Origin of the sequence: Candidatus Kuenenia stuttgartiensis (assembly GCF_900232105.1) — a bacterium.
Lineage (GTDB): Bacteria > Planctomycetota > Brocadiia > Brocadiales > Brocadiaceae > Kuenenia > Kuenenia stuttgartiensis_A.
In genome coordinates this window covers 2,344,090-2,367,099 of the sequence record NZ_LT934425.1, presented here as the reverse complement: position 1 = coordinate 2,367,099, position 23,010 = coordinate 2,344,090, and the positions used below count along the sequence as shown (strand labels likewise).

16 protein-coding genes are annotated in these 23,010 nt (G+C 42.0%); 6 read left to right on the top strand and 10 right to left on the bottom strand.

Translation table 11 applies throughout. The annotated features are described in order from the left end of the window. Positions 1–78: 78 nt before the first annotated feature. The 10 genes from KSMBR1_RS20980 to KSMBR1_RS10820 all read right to left on the bottom strand — a co-directional run bounded on the left by KSMBR1_RS20980 (position 79) and on the right by KSMBR1_RS10820 (position 16,220). Positions 79–1,386 carry a chemotaxis protein CheW gene (locus tag KSMBR1_RS20980; protein WP_157820531.1) on the bottom strand — a complete coding sequence of 436 codons (1,308 nt, stop codon included), beginning with the start codon at positions 1,384–1,386 and terminating at the stop codon, positions 79–81. Positions 1,387–1,647: 261 nt separating this feature from the next. Next, positions 1,648–2,733 carry a lysylphosphatidylglycerol synthase transmembrane domain-containing protein gene (locus tag KSMBR1_RS10865; protein ID WP_157820530.1) on the bottom strand — a complete coding sequence of 362 codons (1,086 nt, stop codon included), beginning with the start codon at positions 2,731–2,733 and terminating at the stop codon, positions 1,648–1,650. 213 nt (positions 2,734–2,946) lie between these two features. Continuing rightward, positions 2,947–5,772: an excinuclease ABC subunit UvrA gene (uvrA, locus tag KSMBR1_RS10860; protein WP_099325352.1), complete on the bottom strand. Its 2,826-nt coding sequence runs from the start codon at positions 5,770–5,772 to the stop codon at positions 2,947–2,949. Between the two features lie 578 nt (positions 5,773–6,350). Further along, entirely contained in the window at positions 6,351–7,988 is a 1,638-nt protein-coding gene (locus KSMBR1_RS10855) for a multiheme c-type cytochrome (RefSeq protein ID WP_099325351.1), read from the bottom strand. Between the two features lie 52 nt (positions 7,989–8,040). Continuing rightward, a complete protein-coding gene (locus KSMBR1_RS10850; protein WP_099325350.1) occupies positions 8,041–8,823 on the bottom strand; it encodes a c-type cytochrome in 783 nt (260 codons plus the stop codon). An 84-nt stretch (positions 8,824–8,907) separates the two neighbouring features. Next, complete coding sequence (locus KSMBR1_RS10845) at positions 8,908–9,648, bottom strand: cupredoxin domain-containing protein (protein ID WP_099325349.1); 741 nt, start codon at positions 9,646–9,648, stop codon at positions 8,908–8,910. 511 nt (positions 9,649–10,159) lie between these two features. Beyond that, positions 10,160–12,268 carry a M1 family metallopeptidase gene (locus tag KSMBR1_RS10840; RefSeq protein WP_099325348.1) on the bottom strand — a complete coding sequence of 703 codons (2,109 nt, stop codon included), beginning with the start codon at positions 12,266–12,268 and terminating at the stop codon, positions 10,160–10,162. Positions 12,269–12,521: 253 nt separating this feature from the next. Beyond that, a complete protein-coding gene (gene sucD, locus KSMBR1_RS10830) occupies positions 12,522–13,403 on the bottom strand; it encodes a succinate--CoA ligase subunit alpha (RefSeq protein WP_099325346.1) in 882 nt (293 codons plus the stop codon). Beyond that, positions 13,384–14,556 (bottom strand): ADP-forming succinate--CoA ligase subunit beta, encoded by a 1,173-nt coding sequence (sucC, locus tag KSMBR1_RS10825; protein WP_099325345.1) that lies wholly within the window; start codon positions 14,554–14,556, stop codon positions 13,384–13,386. Before sucC ends, sucD begins: the two co-directional genes overlap by 20 nt. A 287-nt stretch (positions 14,557–14,843) precedes the next feature. Next, on the bottom strand, positions 14,844–16,220 hold the full coding sequence (locus KSMBR1_RS10820) for a beta/alpha barrel domain-containing protein (RefSeq protein ID WP_099325344.1): 1,377 nt from the start codon (positions 16,218–16,220) through the stop codon (positions 14,844–14,846). Positions 16,221–16,511: 291 nt separating this feature from the next. Here KSMBR1_RS10820 and KSMBR1_RS10815 point away from each other — a divergent pair, with 291 nt between their 5' ends. The 6 genes from KSMBR1_RS10815 to dnaN all read left to right on the top strand — a co-directional run bounded on the left by KSMBR1_RS10815 (position 16,512) and on the right by dnaN (position 22,971). Further along, positions 16,512–17,426 carry a 2-oxoacid:acceptor oxidoreductase family protein gene (locus KSMBR1_RS10815; RefSeq protein WP_099325343.1) on the top strand — a complete coding sequence of 305 codons (915 nt, stop codon included), beginning with the start codon at positions 16,512–16,514 and terminating at the stop codon, positions 17,424–17,426. After that, entirely contained in the window at positions 17,420–18,304 is an 885-nt protein-coding gene (locus tag KSMBR1_RS10810; RefSeq protein WP_197705165.1) for an MTAP family purine nucleoside phosphorylase, read from the top strand. Before KSMBR1_RS10815 ends, KSMBR1_RS10810 begins: the two co-directional genes overlap by 7 nt. 197 nt (positions 18,305–18,501) lie before the next feature. Next, positions 18,502–19,737 carry an amidohydrolase family protein gene (locus KSMBR1_RS10805; protein WP_099325341.1) on the top strand — a complete coding sequence of 412 codons (1,236 nt, stop codon included), beginning with the start codon at positions 18,502–18,504 and terminating at the stop codon, positions 19,735–19,737. Between the two features lie 87 nt (positions 19,738–19,824). Beyond that, positions 19,825–20,085, top strand: coding sequence for a DUF2835 domain-containing protein (locus KSMBR1_RS10800; protein ID WP_099325340.1), 261 nt, complete (start codon positions 19,825–19,827; stop codon positions 20,083–20,085). Between the two features lie 36 nt (positions 20,086–20,121). After that, positions 20,122–21,540, top strand: a complete 1,419-nt coding sequence (gene dnaA, locus KSMBR1_RS10795; protein ID WP_099325339.1) for a chromosomal replication initiator protein DnaA — start codon at positions 20,122–20,124, stop codon at positions 21,538–21,540. 330 nt (positions 21,541–21,870) lie between these two features. Beyond that, complete coding sequence (gene dnaN / locus KSMBR1_RS10790) at positions 21,871–22,971, top strand: DNA polymerase III subunit beta (RefSeq protein WP_099325338.1); 1,101 nt, start codon at positions 21,871–21,873, stop codon at positions 22,969–22,971. The last annotated feature ends 39 nt before the right edge of the window (positions 22,972–23,010 follow it).

The window sequence follows — 23,010 nt, the reverse complement described above, 5'->3', positions numbered from 1 at the left end:
GGTGATCTGTGGTTCCATTTTCGTATTTTTTATTTCTTTCCTGCCTGCCTGGTTTCTTGCTATGCCTGCTTAGACTCTTTACTGGGCTGTTTTTTTAAGCAATAATCCTACAGTCATAATTTCATCATTATAGCCAAAACGTGTCGTAATCCATGGGTCTTTCGTAAAACACACAACCGTTGTTTTGTAGCGCTTTTCCTGAGTTTCTGTAACGGAAACAGAAATATCTTCTCCCACAATTACCAGTGGTATGGAAAGGTACATCTCACCGTATTTTTCAGCAATTTTGGTCTTTACTCCTCCAGCAATCATATTGAGTACTTCACCCACTGCATCTTTTACTTCAGTGGACAATGTTGTTTGCTCTTCCATCAGCATATTTGAAGCAACTTGTAATGCAAGCTCCTTTGTACAAAATAAACTTACAATGCCATGGTATCTGCCGGTGAAGCTTATCATGCATACCACATCGCTTTTTATTTTAGTCTCGTCAACCAGTGCATACTCTTTGAATTTCATATCCATCATAATCATTGTTTCAAATAATGATGTTGTTGCTTCCCTGATATCAACGGATATGTTTTCTGCAACGGCATTGAGATCTATAGGCTCATCCGCCTTGTTTGTTACGTCTGTTCCAATTGTTTGCAGAGTACAGGCGTTATCGCCTAAGAGTATATCCGTTTGTTTTTCATAGATTGCGGCGGTTTCATTCTCTGCATTTTCCTTTATGACACTATCTTCCGGCAAAATATCTTCTTTTGGTTTTTCAGCAAAAATGCCTTCTGTGTTTTCTGTTTCCAGTATCAGGGAAACCTCCTTTCTGAAATCCTCGTTATCACTGTTTCCTCCGCTAAGGTCTTTTTTGTTTTCATTTATCCGGTTATTTTTTTCACCATGAGTCTGCCGTCCGTCTTCACAAAATATATTATCAATATTAAGTAATAGTTTTAGTTTTTCCTTTATTTTTGCAATTCCCAGAAAAAAATCGGCGTCAATGTTGCTTTTCGATTGGGGAAAAGGCTCCATATCATCGGCGTTCACAACGAGCACCTCCGATACCATATCAACGATTATCCCTTTCAGACCATTGCATGTCTCAACGATAATGATACATCTGCCGTCTCCGGCCATTGATTCCCGCATTCCTAATTTTAACCGCAAATCAATGACAGGAATAATCTTGCCGCGGAGATTTATTATGCCTTTTACATATTCAGGGGTTTTTGGCACAGGCGTAATTTTTACCATCCTAATAATCTCTTTTACCCTTAAAACTTCTATGCCATATTCTTCCCCGCATATTTCAAATGTAAGATACCTTGCTTCCTGTTCAGATACGTTCGAAATGTTTAATGTATTTTTTTTTGTTAGTAATTGTTGCATACAATAAGCCGTTCTTAACTATGTAAATGCTATTTCAGTAAATTAATGGGGATATCCCGCTATTTTCTGCCAGCAGGATGTTTGATAAAAAAGAATAAAACGGTACGTGTTGTCATACGTAAAGTTTTACGATTATGTCATAACATGCAGGTATTTTCAATTACATTCATTTTTTAATAAAGTCCTCCTTGCAGGATATGAAACCTAAGATTTCATGAGTTATACCGTTTTTGGCGGGTAAAATTCCGCAGATTATCCCTATTATAATTGCGGAGGAGTTTTTGAAACACCTTCTGCTTCTTCAAGCTTTCCTTCGGAAATTTCTTCTTCCAGTTTTACCACTTCACGAAAAGCAATTCCTTCCTTCCAGAGAAAGAAAAAACCCATAGTTGTGGCAGGGAAGATAGATATTGCCCACAAAATAATAGCATAACTCTGAGCTAACGTTGTTTCTATGCCAAAGATATGCAGCGATTTTAAAACGGCAATGTGAAAAACGCCGATATAGCCAGGGGCTTGCGGCAGTGCTACTGCCAGGGCAAGGCAAACAGCAACAAGACATGCCCCGGCAAAAGGAAGCTGCAAATCGAAGGCAAACCCCAGTATATAGATTTCTATTCCACCCATGAGCCATACAATCAGTGATAAGATAAGTATCCATATCGTCTTTGATTTATTTTCCAGTATTTTCAGGCCAAATACGAATGAATCATACAGGTTGAAAATTTTATCTTTAAGTTTGTGGGGAAGAAATGAACACCATGTGGTGAGTATGTTTTTAAAAAAAAGTGGTTTTGCCACGATAAGAAAAAGCAGGATAATGGTCATGCTACCAAAAGCGGCAAAGACTTCTGTCCATTTTTTTAATGAAGGAATTATCGACCCTCCCGTTTTTACCACATCAGTGGTTATTAATTCGAAAGACGGGATATGATGGGAGGTATCAGGGTTGGGAAGCAGGAACAACGTTGCAACGGCAAAGAGAATGAGTCCCAGCATGTCGAAAATTCTTTCAACAACAACCGTTGCAAATGAGGTAGAGAATTTAATGTTCTCTTTTTTATAAAGGAGAAACGGCCGCAATACTTCTCCAACCCTGGCAGGAAGTATATTGTTTGCCATGAAACCAATGGAAGTAATCGATAGCAAGCTCCATGGGGAAATTGGTTTTATGTGCGACAGCAGACCCTGCCATCGAAATGCCCGCACCACATAGAGGAGAAGCGCCAATATCGTAGCGGGGATTATAAACCAATAATTTGCCTCAATTAACGCATTCTTCAAAGACGCCCATTCTATGCTTCGTATGAATAGCCATGAACAACCAAGGCTTACTATAATGCTCACAATAAATAGGATGTTTTTCTTGCTCAATGTTGTTTTTTGCCTTTCGTAAAATATATTTTTGTACGACTCATAAAAAGTAGTAACACTTTAGTTTTCTGAAAAATTCCAATAATCGCAGTATAGGGGCGAAGCATTTGCCGTAAATTGTCATAAATGCGTTCAAACACAAACAGAGCAAATGCTTCGCCCTTATTTTTTCAAAAAACTAAAGTGTTACAAAAAGTATGGTTTTAAGTATGCGCCCGTATGGCTTGTTTTTATTTTAGAAATTTTCTCCGGCGTTCCGCATCCGATTACATATCCCCCTTCATTGCCCCCTTCAGGGCCAAGGTCGATAATATAATCGGAGGATTTAATAATATCAAGGTTATGTTCCACCACGATGAGAGAATGTCCCGCCTGGAGCAATCTTTGAAAACAATTCAGTAATTTCTGAATGTCATCCATATGCAGGCCGATGGTTGGTTCGTCAAAGACAAAGAGCATTGACTCCATATTTTCCTGCGATATATACGTGGATACCTTGAGACGTTGCGCTTCACCCCCCGACAAGGTTGTTGCTGGCTGACCCAATTTTAAATAACCTAGCCCGGTTTCCTGCAAACACTTCAATACCTTTGTGATATTCACAGATTCACGAAAAAATTCAATTGCTTCATCCACCGTTATGCTCAGAACTTCATGGATATTTTTATTTTTATATTTCACCTCTAGTACTTTTTTGTTAAACCGCTTTCCGCCGCATTTCTCACATGTGACAAAGATATCAGCAAGAAATTGCATATCAACCTTTACATATCCCGCGCCTTCGCAAAACTCACATCTTCCGCCGGCAATATTAAAAGAGAATGAACCGATGGTCAATTTGCGCGCTTTTGCCTCCCTCGTGAAGGCAAAAAGTTTTCTTATTTCATCGAATATTTTTATATACGTTACGGGATTAGAACGTGGTGTGCGCCCAATAGGGGATTGATCAACGAGAAGGATGTCATTGATAAACCTCTCACCTTCAATGGCCGTATGTTTTCCCACAAACCCTGAATAAATTCCCAGCTTCTTTTTCAGTGCGCCGTAAAGAGTATCCTGTACGAGCGTACTCTTTCCCGACCCCGAAACGCCCGTCACACAGACTAGCATATTAAGCGGAAATGTGACATCGATATTTTTTAAATTATTTTGCGACGCGCCTTTTAAAACGATAGCCTTTCTGGAAGGCTTTCTCCGGGAAGAAGGTATTTTTATCGCCTTTTCTCCTTTTAAATACTGCCCAGTCAGAGAACAGTTATTTGCGGGCAGTTGTGCAAAGGTGCCATGATAAACAAGCCTCCCTCCGTTTTCTCCGGCGCCGGGTCCTAAATCAATAATCATATCTGAGTTCTTTATAACCTCCGCATCATGCTCCACCACAACAACGGTATTTCCAATGTCCCTTAACCGCGTCAGTATATGAATCAACCGGTCAGTATCCCTGGGATGTAGCCCTACGCTCGGTTCATCCAGTATGTACAAGGTGTTTACCAGAGAAGAACCTAATGATGTGGTAAGATTTACCCTTTGGGCTTCACCGCCTGATAACGTACGAGTCATACGGTCCAGAGTGAGGTATCCGAGTCCGACCTTGATCATATAGCCAAGACGTTTTGTTATCTCCTGCAGGATTAAGTGCGCAATATTTCTTTCATAGTCAGAAAGCTGCAGCTTTTGAAAGAACATGTGCGCCTGTTCTATGGTCATAGTGCAAACTTCCGCAATACTTCTCTGCTGAATTACTATGGTAAGCGCCTCTTTTTTCAATCGGGTTCCTTCGCAGGTGCGGCACACATTATAGCCCCTGTATTTGCTAAGGATAACACGAACGTGTATCTTGTATTTTCGGCCTTCCAGCCAGTTGAAAAATTCGTTAATACCGCAAAAATCCTTTGTTCCTTCAAAAAGCAGATTCAACTGTTTTTTTGTCAATTTCCGGAAAGGAACATCCATGGGAATGTCATATTTTGAGGCGGCAGATTCAAGTTCCTCATACAACTCCCTGTATGCGGGGGTATTCCAGGGAACTATCGCACCCTGTTCAAGAGATTTCTCTTTATCGGGAATAACGGCATCCATATCTATGTCTATCGTGTGACCGAATCCCTGGCATTTGGGGCATGCCCCTATTGGATTATTAAAGGAAAATAAGGCAGGGGACGGTTCGGGGTATTCAATTGCACAATAACTGCAAAAAAACTTTTTGCTATATTTCATTTCAACCCATGGTGAATCCTGAATGCGCACAAGATCATCTGTTGATGGTTTTATCGCTTCACTGGAAAGCGCATCGTTAGTATAAAAGATACTTAAGTGCCCTGAACCCATACGGTATGAGGTTTCCAGAGAATCGATAAGGCGGTCTTTTATTGTGTATTTTACAACCAGCCGGTCGATAATTCCGTACACAGTCTTTGCGGCACGGATGTCAAAACTGTTTTGTTCGTTCGTGATGTCAACAATGTCGTTATCAGCCAGGATTCTCACTATGCCGCGTTCTTTCAGGAGATTTATTTGTTCCTCACCCGAAATTTTTTGGCTGATATTGAGAGGAAATGTGACTAGAAATTTCGTGCCCTCCGGCAAGGAGAGTATAAATTCTACAATATGCGAAACAGTGTCAATCCGTACCTGCCGCTTGCAGCTTTTACAATACGTCTTTCCAATGCGGGCATAGAGCAACCGCAGGTAATCGTTGATTTCTGTTGCGGTGCCTACAGTCGAACGACGGTTTTTTACAGGATTTTTCTGCTGAATAGCGATTGCAGGCAGGATACCTTCTATGTGATCGACATCAGGCTTGTCCATTTTTTCAAGAAATTGCCGCGCGTAAGCAGAAAAAGATTCCACATACCTTCTTTGTCCCTCTGCAAAAAGGGTATCAAATGCAAGGCTGGACTTGCCAGAACCGCTCACACCCGTAATGACAACTAATTTGTTATGTGGAATTTCAACGTCAATATTTTTTAAATTATGTACACGTATACCGCAAGCGACAATAGAGTGTTTCATTTTTTGTAAGTTCTTGTATATTTGTTAAAAAGCAATTATCACTACAGCGACATTTTATTCTTACGTCCTGCACAAGAATATGATAAGTTTTCCCCCATCATGTGGTGTGGGTAAAATCCGTCAAGCAGTAGGATGGATTAAGGCGCGGTTTTTTCGCACCGAATCCAACAATTATTAATATGGAAAGGTGGATTCGCTGTCGCTTAATCCACCCTACGCGTTTGAAACACCAAATGAAACAACATAGTATTTGCAAGCATGGTGTATTAACCCTGACAGGGTTCCAAACCCTGTCAGGGTAGTTTCTTTCATTTTCAGATGAAGTATACAAAAAATTGCCGCAATATCTGAAATAAAAATACCGTTGTAGTGTTATAGCTGGGAAGGTGAATTCGCTATCGTTTTAACCCACCCAACCATAAAATAAAATCAGTGCCACCCTATTAACAACTTAGAATTCACATTTTATAAGCATCTTGAGTATATTACAACTTTCTCATGTTTGTCCGCATTTAATAAAAAAAGCCCATGATATTATACATATCATGGGCTTTTTATTTTTGTATGCCGTCGCTCTTTTACTTGGAGATTGTCTTTTCAATCCCGGCTAATCTGCGTAAACGAGCAGCTTCTGCCTGTATCCTTGTCATTTCCATCATCATAGGAGCCTGTCCCCACCACCATGAAACATCCTGCTGGGCGTGTGCAGTTCCTTTGTACCCCTGTAGTTTATACCAGAACCATAATCTGTTGTACATATTTTCGATGTCAGACGGATTATCCTGCATTTGCAAGAACATACCATAGACGCCAAGAATAGGTCCTACAACAGGGAATTTACCCTGGAGCGTCTTAAATGCATTATAAACCGGTTCGCCAAGGAAATCCGCACTAAGTTCTTTAACAATCCCATCGCTTAACGGATAGGGATCTCTGTTCGCTGCATCAGGATATAAAAGACCATCAGCAATCAGGTCTTCAACGATTTTTTGCGCCTGATCAGCAAGGGTGTGCGCCTGAAACATGAATTGATCCAATGATTTCAGGTAGGTATCCGCAAAACGGTCGCTATGGCACTTAGCGCAAACCTCTAACCAATATGACCTCTTGGCAACATTTTCCTCTGAGTAAATATCGATCTTATCTGCGATGATCTTAATTCCGTAAGGATAGTCCTTGAGCGAAGAGGTATACTCTAAGTTAGAAGGCGGAACCGTTCCCATACGCCAAATACCCTTCATAACAGGATTATGAATAAATCTGCCATGTTTTTCGTACATGTGGCAGTACTGACATGTAGGCGTACGATAATCCTCTCCGGGACGAACTTCTACGAGTGGCTTTGTAAAGTCGTAATGTTCTTCCTCTTTTTCATAAATCTTGCCATGTTTTGATTCGCCATAGGATTCTGCATCAGGATGATCAGGACCCATATGGCACGTCATACAGGCTTCTGGCTGCCTGCCCTCTACAGCGCTGAACTTGTGCCTGGTATGACAAACATCGCACTTTTCAGCCCCGGAATGGCACATATCACAACCATGCTGTCCATATAAATAGCCCCTTCTCGCAGCCTCTGCATACCAAGGAACTATAGTATTCGCCTCCCATGATTGTAAGTGGTTTGGGCGGCCAACCTCTCTTTCCCTGAGGAATTCATCAAACTGCTGCCTATGACATCCGCCGCATACTTCACCGGTAGGCATCCTTATCTGATTCTTTTCCGTATCGGCATGGCAATCAAAGCAGTGTACCTCGTCTAGAACCCTGCCGACGTTTTTCTCTATCTGGGCGGTCTTGCTTGAAAGATAGGGGGTGCTTTTTGGATGTTTATGTCCGGAACTCCTCCAGTCCGCTACTATGCCTGGGGTGGCTTCCTCGTGACATATAACGCACAAATCCCTCCTCTCCTGTTCAATGAAAATTGAATGGTCCAGATTTTCCATTGGTTCATAATGTCTGTTCGGCTGCCAGTACATATCCAGCATCTGTGCCTTAAAGTACTTGGTAAATGGACCTGAACCCTCACTCAGCCCAACATTGTCTTTGTAAACTGCCTGGTACCAGGCAGGCGTATCCTTATACAAATCTGGCGGTGGAATCTCTTCGGTTTTTTGTTCTGTAGCCCAGGCTACATTTGACTGGCCCGAAGTCCATTCCACTATAGCGGGCAACATCACAGCAAACGCAACCATGCCCAATAATATCTTTTTCATTTCAAAACACCTCCGTATGGTCAACATTTAAAGACAGAAAACTATTAATTTTTTATTTTCTACATTTCTCTGGTTGAACGAGTGACATAACATAATGGGTTAAATACCATCTTTCGTCATCGCTAAGTTCTTTCGCGAAAGAAGGCATTGGTGTTCCGTTCAAGCCCGTGGTAAATCTCAGATAAACATCAGTTGGCGAATTGCCGCCTTTAAACTTACCAGTAGTAAAATCGAATGGTTTTATCGGAAATCCAAAATCGTCTTCCTGTTCCGATGCGCTTGGGCCGTCTCCGCGACCTTCAACACCATGACACTTCCAGCATTCTAATTTTTCTTCATATATTTTTTTCCCTGCCAAAATGGTTCTTTCTGTCGGTCTCAACGGCAGACCAACATCAACGGAAGGTTCCGGTTCGCGATACTCGAAGGCTTCTGAAAAACTCTTGAGAACCGGCACTACGGAAGCACGTTGCTCCTCGGTTAAAATATCCCAGGGAATCATGGTAGAATTTGGTACACCATATGATATCGTCCTATAAATATCTTCATCTGTAGGAAGCGAACCGCTTGGTGTCGTCCTAAACTTATAAGCCCCCAGTGTGAAATTGCGAGGTTTGGGGAGCATCGATCTTGAAAGTAGTCCATCTCCGCCACCCTCTTCACCATGGCAAGGGGCACAATACTTCTTGTAAACATTTTTTCCTTCTTCAGTAACTTCTTTGGGAATTTCAATTGCTGATGCAGTATTAGGGCGCATGACAACAGTCAGCACTGCACAGGAAAATACTGCGGCGCTCAGAAAGCCAAATGTATAAAATAAACCCTTAGGTTTCATATCAGCAAATCCTCCTTTCCGGTTGCGAATGTAAAAAAAACCTAATTAAAAATCACCCGTCATTGTTACAATGTTCATTTCCCATTAATTCTGCTCATAAACAATCTCTATACTTTCTGTTTTTCTCGGCCGTATCATTACCTCCTTTTCTCGTTTTCCTAATTCTTCATGCCATACCCTAAACACATAAGTGCCTTCAGGAATATCGCATATTTCAAAATATCCGTTCCTATCCGTTACATCAAAATAAGGATGCCCAAAAACAACAATCCAGGCATATTCATGGTGTATATCACAAGACAGTTTTATCGTCTCAGGATAATCAAATTTTTTCAAGACTCTTTGTTTATACGACATGCCAAGATTAAAAGGTTGATTTCTCATTGATTTGGTATGAATGTTGTGCATTTCCTCATCACCATTCAGCAAATCAACCGTTGTGCCGGCGAGTATAGCCGTTACACGAGGAACGAATACCCCCCTTTGCTGATCTATGACGGGATGAATTGGCGGGACTATCCCCTTTTTTCCCCGCACAATATTAGAAATAGAGACGATGGCATTCTTCACACCGTTGTTTACCCTGTTTACTTCTAGCTTTTCAGAAATAACCTGGGAAGATTTCGGCAATTCCCACCCTGCATATAAGTCTATTGAAGGCATCCCGGCGTCCCCCCCACGGATGACATATCCGGTAATGCATCCCCCATCCTGCACCTCTACCACGGTATAATGCTCACCTGCCAGCATCTCTTCTGAACAAAAAAGAGTGCAATAAAAAAACCACGCAAAAATACACAAAGATAAAGATAGTGTTTGTTTCATTCAGCCCCACCGTTTTCCAAAAAGTTTAACAATCCTTTGTAAACGGACAAAAACCGTTCCCTCGCCGGACAAAAAGAAATGAAAGTTGAAATATCCCATAAGTTGCTGATTTCAAACACATTAAACCATGCAAATATGCCTGCTTCACACGCCGTTCCCGCAAAAGCAATTTCAACTATGAAATGTTGCTTTCAAAAATACAAATCCCATTAAACACCCTTTGCAATATATATTCGCAAGACAAGTCAAATCTAATAGTAAAACCCGAAATGCTAAATACGAATCCACTTCCTGCATCCACGCCAGCGGGGAACATTCTCCCCCTTTGGGGGAGGTAATGAGGAAAATTTCTGCTTGTTCCCAAACTCTCTGTTTGTAACGAGTCTAGGAAATATTCAAAACCCGGTTTTTAATTGGGACTTTGTATTTTGAAAATCGTTTCGTATTTCGTACTTCGAATTTCGTATTTTTTATTTATTGTTTGTTTGGTCTGCCTATGCCAGCTACCAAATCATTGAAGGGTTTTTTGCAGCGGGCTATCCCCGATGCTAACGACCTCTTTCACCCTATTATTTCCGTCAGAAAAAACAAGATAACTGTATTTCCCATAATGTTGAATTTTGTATCCTGCTTTATTTATCGCTTCGGGGCTAAATCCCGCAAACAAAGCAATCCCTTTTTCCTTATGAGAAGGATGCTTTATTGTTACCAGAAAGGCATCCTTTTTATCGCCGTACATAACGGTATCAGCGCCAAAGGCATCTTTTGTGAGCGATAATCCCACGGGTAAGTTATTTTGAACGAGTTTGCTTATTTTGTTTTCTTCCACGCCACCCAGTATAAACAAGCTTGTTTGCGCTATTTCCACTTCGGTAATTTCGGTATCCGCCTTAATAGAATCCCGTTCATTCGCCAGGATATGCGCCAGTTTCTTATATTCCACCTTCATGGAATCTTCACAATTTGCCGGATAGATGATAATTTTACTGTCTCCCATTACAAGGTCTATCGTAGGAGGAATCTCATCCGCATGCAAGCGCCGGAAGACCTCTGTGTAAGGATCTATCGCAATGTTTTCGGGGCGGGATTTTACCGGCAGGGAAATACGGTCAGAAGCGTTTTTTATTTCGGCGGTCGTATGAAAAATGCCCTCCTCCAGTTGTACGTAGACAGGCAAATGAAGACGATACGGTTCGTTCGTTTTTTGCAGGATTTCAGCCTTTACAACCCACGCATTTCCTTCCTTATTAACAGTCGTTTCACCCAATTCGATAACGGGGGCGCCTTTTTTGTTCACCCACTGATCAAAAAACCACGCCAATTCCAGGCCGCTCACTTTTTCAAATACCTTTTCAATATCCTCCCAATTCGCACGCTGCCACAGCATATTTTTATAAAAATCTCTGAGCGCCTGGTAAAAAACCTCATCGCCCAGCATTTTTCTCAGCATATGGAAAACCATTGCCGTTTTTCCATATCCAATAGCCTGCGTTGCCTTGTCGCTTCTGCCTAGAAACATTTTCAGTGGGAAATCATTCTGCGTGGTAACATAATGGGTATATTTTCTGCAAATCTCGTTACGATAGGTCGTTGCGGCAACGTCACCTTTTATTTCCTTATAATAGTAATCCGCCATATAGGTCGTGAGACCCTCGCACCAGTTCCCCCGGCTATCATCAACAAAAACAGAGTTTCCCCACCAGTTATGCAAAACTTCGTGCCCTAATGAAATGTCAACAATAAAGGGGAGCTTCACTACTTCGCTGCCCAGCAGGGTAAATGACGGCATACCATAACCTGTTTGAAAGAAGTTTTCAACAATGGCAAATTTTTTATACGGGTATTTTCCAATTAAATCCTGGTATATATCCAGGTATCGTTTTGTTGCATCCAAATATGTATCAACCAAGGGCTGTTCTTCCGGATAAAAGTAAGCGTAAATGTCAATATCATTATGCCGCACTGCCGTCACTTTATATTTCCCCGCCACAAGGCTGCACCCCTCGGACACATTGCCTTCCTCCCACGTTATAGAAACTTTATTATCTGCTGTTTTTTTACTCACAAGAATCCCCTGGGTTACGGCCTCATATTCTTTCGGCATAACGACGGTAACCTTGAATGTTGCCAGTGAATCAGCCATATCGGGATACCATCTGCACGCGGGACTCAAATAAACACCATATTCTCCAATAATGCCGGAGGTAGCGCCAATGTCTTCTCCGCTGAAGGAGTCAGGCAGAGAAGGAAGAAGTCCTTCATATTTGATGTCAAAACAAATAGTTTCCTTACTTTTTACCGTTGCCGGGACGGTAATCTTCATTGTTTGAGCATTTCCCATTTTTCCCGGCTTAAATGCCAGATCCTTACCGGAAGACGCTATTGACGTCACCTTAAACGACTTGTTGATGAGAAACAGCACCTCATTGCTCTCGCCCTTTTGCACACATACATGATCCTCTGCTCTGAGCTTATTTTCATTCAGAGAGAATTCGACCTCAATGACGTGGCTTTTAATGCTGCTACTTACCCCTCTGGCATGCGCATCCAGGGATATTACACTCAACAAAACAGAGAGAAGAGGCACTATTCGATACATTAACCTCATAATCAAAAACATGTTTTCCGCAATAATCCTTTATAAAAACATTTATGTTGTAGTACTACGAGGCTACTTTAGCAAATGCCTCAGCAATTATCAAGGAAACAGAAAAAATACCGGAGAGATTTACGATTTATCATTTTTTTATCTGAGCAATCTGTGGTTTCTCTTTTTACTATTTACGATTTGGGATTTGGGATTTGGTGAGCGAAGTGGCGCTTCGCTCGTAACGGAGCAATCGCAATGAATTACTCCGGTAATAAAAGACAATCTACTTCCCGGCGTCTTTTAAAATTTTAGATACGGTTATGCCAATATCCGCAGGGTTATCCACCATAAAGGCGCCCGCATCCTGCAACGCTGCGACCTTTGTAACAGCCTTGCCTTTATCACCGGCAATGATTGCTCCGGCATGTCCCATACGCTTGCCGTGCGGCGCTGACCTGCCGGCAATAAAGCCGATAACCGGCTTTGTAATTTCCTTCTTTATATACTCAGCGGCCTCTTCTTCCATACTTCCGCCTATTTCGCCAATAAGCACAATCGCCGATGTTTCTTCATCATGCTGAAACATCTTAAGGATATCAACAAAATGCGTTCCTATGATGGGGTCGCCTCCTATCCCGGCACATGTTGATTGCCCAATACCTTGTTGCGTAAGTTGCCATACAATCTCATACGTGAGGGTACCGCTGCGCGAAACAACTCCAACGCTGCCTTTTTTATGAATGTATCCAGGCATAATGCCGATTTTACAAGCGTCAGGCGTAATAATGCCGGGGCAATTAGGGCCTATAAGCCTTGATTTTCCGGCGGCAAGGTATTTTACCACCCTTAACATATCCAGTGTGGGTATTCCCTCCGTAATACATACCACCAACGCTATCTCCGCATCCACTGCTTCCATTATAGCGTCCGCGGCAAAAGAGGCCGGGACGTATATTACAGAGGCATTTGCCCCCGTTTTATTAACAGCCTCGAGCATGCTTCCGAACACGGGAATTCCATTATGTATCGTACCACCTTTACCGGGAGTTACCCCTGCAACCAGTTTAGTCCCATACTCCAGCATCTGCATTGCATGAAAACTTCCGGCTTGTCCCGTTATACCCTGGCATACAACCTTTGTTTCCTTATTGATTAATATACTCACCTTTTGACGCCTTTACCGCAAAACGTGCCGCATCCTTCATATTCCCGACAGAAATAATTTTTAACCCGGAGTCGTCAAGAATTTTTCTGGCCAAATCCACATTAGTACCTTCCAGTCTTACGATAAATGGAATATCCGCTTCTTTGACGACCCTTATGATGCCTTCGGCGATCACATCGCATTTCATTATGCCGCCGAAAATATTGATCAAGACGGCTTTTACTTTTCTGTCGGACAAAATTATTTTAAACGCCCGCGTCACCTGTTCCAGAGACGCATCACCGCCGACATCGAGAAAATTTGCCGGTTCCCCCCCGCAAAGTTTAATACTATCCATGGTGGCCATTGCAAGGCCTGCACCATTTACAAGACATCCGATATCTCCATCAAGGTGTATATAACTCAGCCCATGCTTCTTTGCCAATGCTTCATCAGGCGGAATATCCTGTTCCGCCAAAATGTACTCTAACTCCGGATGGCGAAAAATGGCGTTATCGTCTAACTCCATTTTGGCGTCAAGCACAACCAGTTCATTATTCTCTGTGAGCACCAAAGGGTTGATTTCCAGCAACGAACAATCTTTATTTATAAAGACAGAGAATAGTTTTTTTATCAGTTCGTTTACCTTCTCTGACAGTTTCGCTGAAATCATTAATTTTTCCGTAATACGACGCAACTGAAATGGCAGCAGTCCAAAAAACAGGTCAACAGGTTCTTTGAAAATTTTTTCGGGCGTCTTTTTCGCGACATCTTCTATGGCAACACCGCCTTCAGCGCTCACTATTAATAGAAGTGATTGTAAGGAACGATCAATCGTTATGGCAAGATAGAACTCCTTTTGAATCGAAACAGCTTCTTCCAGAAGAACATGTTTAATTTCAAAGGATTCCTGGTTAGTTTGATATGTTGTAAGCCTTGAGCCGAGCATGCCGGAGATACATGACTCTGCTTCTTCGGATGAATTGACGAATCGGACGCCGCCACTCTTTCCGCGCCCGCCGGCAAGTATTTGCGCCTTTACCACACACTTACCGCCGCCGATTTCTTTATATGCCGTTCGGGCGTCGTCGGCTGCTGACACCACCCGCCCACGGGGAACACAGATGCTATACGTCTTTAATATGTCCTTTGCCTGAAATTCATATACTCTCAAAGTATTCTTTCAAAACCGTAACGCTTTAGTTTTTTGAAAAATAAAAATGTCAGGGGCTTTAGTACCCCTTATCAGTGATTTCTTAGCATTTTTTGGCAAAATATTTACTGGTAACTTCTACAATCTACAATCTGTAATCGGCAAATTGCAGACTGAAAACTGTTTTCGTGCTTGTTTGGTTTTTGCCATGTTAGCTTAGGCATGTAGGGTAAAACACTGCCTACCGGAAATTGGGTGCCGATTATACGCCGTGAAATTTATCATGGCAGACATTACCATGCCTTATGCTACCTGCCGGCAAAAACGTCTTTGAGGTGAATATTTACCAGTTCAACCATTTCTTTCTCGGAAACAGAAGTAATCCTGCCCATGGCATATTGTTCATCAATCCACTCCCTGATCTTTACCACGCCCGGATGGTCCTTAGAGATTCTCTCATCTCCCTGCAATTTATAATAAATATCAATCCACTGAACGATCCCTGCAATTCCTGACTTATCCGTGATAGAAACACCTACAGGCCTTTTCAACAACTTAGTGGTATCGAAAATATTATAGATTTCTTCATTTTTTAATAAACCGTCCGAATGTATGCCCGCCCTGGTCACATTGAATCCAGAGCCTACCAAAGGCTGATTTGGCGGGATCTGATATCCAATCTCATTCCGGTAGTAGTCCGCAATGTCAGTAATTACCGTAGTATCAATTTCGTCATCGTTGCCCCGTAACGCAAGGTACTCAATAACCAGGGCTTCTATTGGCGTGTTCCCCGTACGTTCCCCCAAACCCAGCAAAGCCCCATTAATAACACTACAACCATACAACCAGGCGGCAGTTGCATTGCTCATCGCTAAATACAAATCATTATGGCCGTGCCATTCCAGGCATTCGGAAGGGACGTCCGCAAAGTGCGTCAGTCCGTAAATAATTCCGGGAACACTGCGCGGCGGCGCTGCACCGGGGTAGCTTACCCCCACTCCCATGGTATCACAAGCACGGATTTTTATGGGGATACCGCTTTCTCTCGACAGCTTCATGAGTTCCTTTGCGAATGGTATTACAAACCCATAAAGGTCTGCTCTTGTTATATCTTCAAAATGACATCTTGGAATCATGCCCTCTTCCAGGGCCGCGCGTACGATATCCAGATACATTTCCAACGCCTGTTTTCGCGTCTTCTTTAATTTTAAATAAATATGGTAATCAGAAGAGGAACATAAAATACCCGTTTCCTTAAGCCCCATTTCTTTTGCCAGTTTGAAATCGCTTTTTACCGCACGAATCCAGCCCGTTATCTCCGGATATTTATACCCTCTCTCCATACATTTTCGTACGGCTTCCTTATCCTTTTCATTATACAGAAAAAATTCACACTGCCGGATAAGCCCTCTTTTGCCGCCAAGCTTGTGTATCATATCGAATAAATCCACTATTTGTTTCACCGTATAAGGCGGCATTGACTGCTGGCCATCCCGGAATGTAGTATCGGTAATCCAGATTTCTTCAGGCATATTCATTGGATTAAGCCGGTAATTGAATGGTATCTTGGGCACTTTGTCGTACGGGAATATATCGCGAAAAAGATTCGGTTCTTCCGAATCTTTCAATTCAAAATGATGTTCTTCGGGTTCTAAAGTATTACGTTGTTTGTTTAATCGGAGCATCTTTGTTTTCCTTTGTATTTAAGTTTCCCAATACACCTCGTTAATTAATGAGTCAAAAGTCGCTAAATTCTATATGTATCATTTTTGCAAGTCAAGCTAAATGATTGCTCTGTAAACAATATTAGCAAAATAACATTGGTATTTTTTACGGAACAACCTGGTATTATAAAAAACAGCACCGTCATTTCTCTTGAAAATACCCAAAAAAACGTTTTCTTGCCTGGAAACTATTTTTTTGAGTATAATCTTGTACTACGTTAAAAAATTATTTGAACCGGATAATTCTTTATCATGAAAACAGAAAATACCTTTACTTACAGAATACGATTTCACGGAAGAGGCGGCCAGGGCGCAAAAGTTGCCAGCAGAATACTGGGGACAACAGCCTTTTTAGGAGGATTTTATGCGCAGGACTTTCCGCTTTACGGGGCGGAACGCAGGGGCGCACCGATACTAGCCTGTACACGTATTTCTTCAGAACCAATACAGGAACGGGGAGTAATAAGCGACCCCGATGGTATCATAATAATGGATGAGACCCTTTTGGACGATACCGCAGCAAGTCCTTTATCAGGATTAAAAAATGGCGGCATTGTTTTTATCAATACCACCCACACCCCTGAAGAAATAAAAACAAAATACCATCTTACCGGACAAACAATAACGCTTGACATTACAAAAATCAGTTTTGAAATGCTGGGGAAACCAATTCTAAGCACACTGTCGGGGGGTGTTGCGGCAAAGATTACCAGGATGGAAGAAGATTTCTTAAGACAAGCTGTCGAAAAGGAAGTGTCAGAAATAATACAGGATAGGGGCCTCATCGAAAAAAATATCAAGGCCTCTCTTTATTGTTTCCATGCCATTTCTTCGGTAATGATCGATGCAAAGGAAATTGTTCATAAGGATAATCCCGTCTTCTCTGTTACTTTTGAACCTGCAACTATTTCGAGCCCTGCGGTATATTCCGTAGCAAACACTCCCCGGCGAAAAACCGGCAACTGGAGAATATTTAAACCCCAATGGAATTACGATGCCTGCACAAAATGTATGATATGCGTCAACAGATGCCCGGACAGTTGTATTTCCGTTAATAAAGAGGGTTTTCCCTTTGCTGATTATGACAACTGCAAAGGGTGTATGATCTGTGCGGAAGAATGTCCCACAAAAGCGATAGAAAAAAAACGGGAGGTTCACGCTTGGTAAACAACACCAAAGCCTCCCTTGCGGTAATTGGCGGTAGCCAGGCCTATGATTTGCTTCTTAGCGGTTGCATTAAAGGCAAAAGGCTGGGGGAGATCAATACCCCTTACGGGCGGTCGCAGCCGGTATATTTCATCAGAGATGCTAATGCAGAAATGCTTTTTTTATCGCGTCATGGCGAAAAAGGCTACGGCGTTACCGCACCCTTTGTTAACTACAGGGCAAATATCTACGCACTAAAAGAACTGGGCGCCAAGCAAATAGTGTCATGGTCAGGCCCCGGCGCTATGAATGAAAATTACAAAATCGGCGAATACGTATTGATAGACGATATTATCGACGAAACGCATGGCAGAGAATCAACCTTCTATAAGCATCTGGGAATCGGATTTATACGTCAGTTTCCTGTTTTTTGCCCCACCTTAAGAGAAAGTATCCTGCACACACTAAAATTTCTAGGCATTGGCATTACCGGCAAAGGCGTCTATGTGTGCACACAGGGGCCGCGGCTGGAAACACCCGCTGAAATAAGAAAATATAAGTTGTACGGCGGAGACCTTGTCGGCATGACGCTTGTCCCCGAAGTCTTTCTTGCCAAAGAACTAGAAATGTGTTACGCATCTATCTGTTACGTCACAAACTACGCGGAGGGAATCGCAAGCAGACCTTTTAAAGCGGGAGAATTGTTTGAGGGACTCGCAACTGACAGCGACCGCGAAGCGGTGAGAAGTGCTGTCGCACTTTTTCCTCAAATTATAAAGAAAATAGCAGAAAATAGTAGTCAGCAAAAAATGACCTGCCAGTGCCAATCGTTAATGGAACGCTACAAACGCAGGGGAGATATAGGCCCTGATTGGCATAGTTGGGTGGCAATGCCTTAGTACTATCAGTAATTTCTTTACATTTTTTGGCAAAATATTTAATGGTTACTTTTGCAATCTACATTTGGCAGTCCACAATCTGCAATCTGCCGACTGCTACGGTATGACGAAAAATTACGAGTCCCTTAACATGAACCTTAGGCTCATACTTTCTGAAATCATTTCGATTATCTTTTGCAATACAAAACATATTACTCATGATAGTCATAAAAGCAAAGTATCTTGTACAAGACAATAACCACTACATTGAAAATGGCGCCATAGCTATCGAAGGCACCAAAATACGTAAGGTGGGTACATTTGATGAAATCAGGAATCTGGGGGATAATGCGGCAATTATTGATTTGAAAAATACTGCGTTGTTGCCAGGGCTTATAAACGTACATACTCATCTTGACCTGACGGAAAGTAAAAACCTTATTGCCCCCACCAGCAATTTCACACACTGGGTATTTCAACTAATCGCACTAAAATCAAGATGGAAAGCAGACGACACCATTGCTTCAATAAAAAAAGGAATCGCATTGTGTATCGCCGGCGGCACAACTACGGTGGCAGATATTGCAAGTGCTGAACACTCGTTTTCCGTATTGGAAAAAAACCCGCTTCGCAAGGTTGTTTACAAAGAGATCATTGGGCTGAATCCTGCATATGCGCAAAAAATAATAGCAAAAACTTCCATGGAATTGGCGAAAATAAAAGCCACAGACCTTTACCATGCAGGCATTTCTCCCCATGCCCCTTATTCTGTTTCGAAAGAACTGTATGTGGCCGCTTCCCAACTTGCCAAAGAAAGAAACATTCTGATTTGTACCCACATAGCAGAAACAGAGGATGAAATTGAATTTCTCGCAAAAGGATCCGGGCATTTGCCTGTTTTGCTGCAAAAATTAAAGGCAATGCCTGAAGGATGGCAACCTCCGGAACGTAAACCCATACAATATTTATATGAAGCGGGGGTGTTAAACGAAAAAACACTGCTAATTCATTGCAATTATCTTACTGAAGAGGAGATTCAATTACTACATGCATCAGGCGCCAGCATAGCTTTTTGCCCAAAAAGTCACCACTTCTTCGGCCACAAAAATCATCCGCTGCCAAAACTACTGGAAAAAGGGATCAACGTAGGATTAGGCACGGACAGTTTGGCAAGTAATGATACATTAGACATACTGGAAGAGATGAAATTTTTACATACCCATTATTCATTACCACCAAAGGTACTATTTTCAATCGCTACAAAAAATGGCGCAAAGGCGCTAGGGATGGAAACAGCTATCGGCCAGCTAAAAGAAGGCTTTGAAGCGGACATGTGCGGTATCAGATTGCCCGGCAACCCGACCGGCAGCGTCTATGATCAAATACTTGATTCATCGGCTAAAAATATTTTTACCATGATAGCAGGTGCTGTTTGTTATCATGCAAGTAAATGAAGAATGAGAATGAGGAAAGTATTTGGCGTATTATTATAGAATATTTACCCTATTTACCGCTCACCATTTCATTTATCGCAATTTAAAATGACCACGACACGGCGTTTTCAATTTTCACTCAATATTTCTCCGGATGAGTATCTGGCTTACTATAGGGGCACTGCGAAATACATACAGACAACTACCGCGTCCGGCGAAACAATAAAATTTCCCGCATCGTCGTTAAAAAAACACCTCACTCACAATGGCATACACGGACATTTTGAAATTGAAATATGCGAAAACAATAAATTATTGAATATTAACAAGATAAACGTAAAATCAGATAAAAATGGCATATGGCTTTGATCTTTTATCATATTGAAAATATACAGGCGGCTTCCCATGTATAACGATAACGACAAACAACAACTCAATCCCTCGTCATATGGATTTCAAACAATACAGATGCTCACCTCCACAGAAAGTGATTACCTGATAGAAAGCATCCGTGCAGAGATACGAAAAACCGTTCCTCCGGAACAATATGACCAATGGTTTTCCCGCATGGAAATCTCCTCTATTACCGATAACAGCATTACGTTTGCCGTGCCAGGCGATTCCATAAAAAACCGGATATGCGCAGATTACCTGGAATTCATTTCTAGTATAGTGTATAAACTGCTGCACCCCTCATTTGAAATCGACATTATTTCGGCGGAAAAACCTGCCATCACAACGCAAATGCAATTACAATCCAAAGACAATGACATCTCTAATGCAAATGCATCGTCTATGAATATTGTTTCTCTCTCATCAATAAACAAAAGATATACCTTCGAAAACTTTGTTGTTGCCGCATATAACCGTATGGCGCACGCAGCGGCAGTTTCCGTTGCCGGCTCTCCGGGATATGCATATAACCCTCTTTTTATCCATGGCGCCAGTGGATTGGGGAAAACGCACCTTATGCACGCCATTAATAATTTCATCCTTCAACAAGGCCGTTTGAAGACGTTCTATTTATCCTGTGAACATTTTGTAAACCACTACATTTCCGCAATACAATCCAACAACATGGAAGCATTTAGAAAGTTTTACCGGAATGTGGACGTGCTTTTGATGGACGATATACAATTTTTTGAGAATTCCTACGGAAGCAGGGAAGAGTTCTTCCATACCTTCAACGCCCTTTATAATGACGGAAAACAAATTGTCATCACAAGCAATTATCCCCCGGAATCTATTGCATACATGGAAGACCGTTTGGTATCCCGCTTTAAATGGGGGCTTGTATGCGGCATTAGTACGCCTTCCCTGGAAACACGAGCCGCAATTGTTGAAAAAAGGGCTGCCGCCTGGAATATTAAGGTTTCCCATGAATCTGCCGTATACCTCGCGGAAAATATACCGGGCAATATCCGGGAACTGGAAGGCGCCATTGCGCGGCTGAGCAATGAAGCAAAGGCAACAAATAATGCCGTTTCTTTCGATTTCATCAGAAAGGTCTCCCGGGAAATATCGGGCAGTAAAAAAACCGTTAGTATTGAAGCGGTTCTCGGCGCTATCTCAAAAAAATTTAATGTGAGCGTTTCAGAGCTTTTATCGAAGCGCCGCACGCGTACCGTGGCGCTGCCAAGGCAAATTGCTATGCATCTTTCGAGAAAATTAACCAATATGTCCCTGACAGAAATAGGGGGATACCTTGGCGGGAGAGACCATTCAACCGTAATACATGGTGATGAAACTATCATCAAAAAGGCAGGGAATGATAAAAATCTTTCGTTTATTATACAAAAGCTGGAAGGTGAATTGTTGAAATAAGGAACACTTTAGCCTTTTGAAACTGGAAATCGTAATTTGTAGTGCGACGAACCTCGTCGCACTACATATTCTACTATCCATCAACTTCTTGTTTTTTATGCTAGTTTTTCAAAATGCATTACGCAAGGTTTGGAGTATTGAGTTTTTTGTCACTTGAAATTATTTCATATTTCGATATTCGCATTACAAATTTGGTTGCGGCCAAAGGCTGCGCCAAGTAATCTGTTGTTTAAGTTTTTTTTACCGGCCAAAGGCTTCGCCTTACCGGCATGTGTATAGTAACAAACACGTGTTTACCCCATTTTCACATAAAAACCAGGAACCATAACAATGAAAATACTATTTTCAGGAGACGCTTTACATAAAGGTTTTAGCTTAACGGCAAGTGTAGTGCCCTCTTCCGCCATGAAACAAATTCTGCAGGGTGTAAAGCTGGAAGTGGCGGACAACTGTGCCGAGTTAACCGCAACAGATCTGGAAGTGCTTGTTAAATACAGGATACCGGCAAAGGCATGCGAAGGCGAGGGCGGTATTGTGTTGCCTGCATCGAGGGCTAATAATATTTTCCGGGAATGGGCGGGCAACGAAGAAATTTCTGTAACGGTAGAAGCAGGCCATTGTACATTGCAATCAAAGGGGGGTAGTTTTAAGATTTTGGGGGACGACTGCCTTCAGTTCCCCAATATAACAAAAACAGACGTAACCTCATTTGTCGAAATAGACGGTGAAATACTTGGTAAGATGGTGGAAAAGGTTGCATATGCGGTATCTTCCATAAAAGCGCTCAGCATTTACAGCGGGATATCGGTTAAAATTTTTGGCGATACCATTATCATGGTAGGCTCCGATATGAACAGGCTGGCAGTGGTAAAACGAAAGGTCCGTAATCCGGAAAACGTTTCCATGTCGGGAATAGTGGGCGTAAAATGCCTCGCTTTTTTGCAGCGTTTTGTATCTGAATGCAAAGGTACATTGATGGTCGGGATGGGCGAATCACAAATACATTTCATCGGAGAAAAAGGAGAAGTAATATCGCAACTCATAGAGGGAAAATATCCAAACTATGATGAGGTGATACCCAAAAATAACGATAAAAAGATTGAAGTAAACCGGGATGAACTATTATCCATAGTAAGAATGGCGTCATTTGTCACCAATGACGAATACCGCGTGGTCGAATTTTCATTAACAAAAAACAAACTGTCAATCTTTTCGAGCGCCGCAAATGTCGGGGAGGCTGCATTGGAAATTGCTGCGCAATATGACGGACCTGATTATACGAATACCTTCAATCCCGATTACATTTTAGATTTTTTAAAGGCTTCAGATTGCGAAACGATCACCATTGAACTTGGCGAAATCGACGATGCAGCATTGTTTAAAACCGGGCATGAAGAAATAAACGTCATGATGCCCGTTGAATGGAAGTAATAGGTCACATCACAAGCCTCAACCAAAAAGGTTGAATTT

Coding starts and splice junctions, on each gene's coding strand:
- KSMBR1_RS20980 (WP_157820531.1), bottom strand. CDS start 1,386: ATGCAACAATTACTAACAAAAAAAAATACATTAAACATTTCGAACGTA.
- uvrA (WP_099325352.1), bottom strand. CDS start 5,772: ATGAAACACTCTATTGTCGCTTGCGGTATACGTGTACATAATTTAAAA.
- KSMBR1_RS10855 (WP_099325351.1), bottom strand. CDS start 7,988: ATGAAAAAGATATTATTGGGCATGGTTGCGTTTGCTGTGATGTTGCCC.
- KSMBR1_RS10850 (WP_099325350.1), bottom strand. CDS start 8,823: ATGAAACCTAAGGGTTTATTTTATACATTTGGCTTTCTGAGCGCCGCA.
- KSMBR1_RS10845 (WP_099325349.1), bottom strand. CDS start 9,648: ATGAAACAAACACTATCTTTATCTTTGTGTATTTTTGCGTGGTTTTTT.
- KSMBR1_RS10840 (WP_099325348.1), bottom strand. CDS start 12,268: ATGTTTTTGATTATGAGGTTAATGTATCGAATAGTGCCTCTTCTCTCT.
- KSMBR1_RS10820 (WP_099325344.1), bottom strand. CDS start 16,220: ATGCTCCGATTAAACAAACAACGTAATACTTTAGAACCCGAAGAACAT.
- KSMBR1_RS10815 (WP_099325343.1), top strand. CDS start 16,512: ATGAAAACAGAAAATACCTTTACTTACAGAATACGATTTCACGGAAGA.
- KSMBR1_RS10805 (WP_099325341.1), top strand. CDS start 18,502: ATGATAGTCATAAAAGCAAAGTATCTTGTACAAGACAATAACCACTAC.
- KSMBR1_RS10800 (WP_099325340.1), top strand. CDS start 19,825: ATGACCACGACACGGCGTTTTCAATTTTCACTCAATATTTCTCCGGAT.
- dnaA (WP_099325339.1), top strand. CDS start 20,122: ATGTATAACGATAACGACAAACAACAACTCAATCCCTCGTCATATGGA.
- dnaN (WP_099325338.1), top strand. CDS start 21,871: ATGAAAATACTATTTTCAGGAGACGCTTTACATAAAGGTTTTAGCTTA.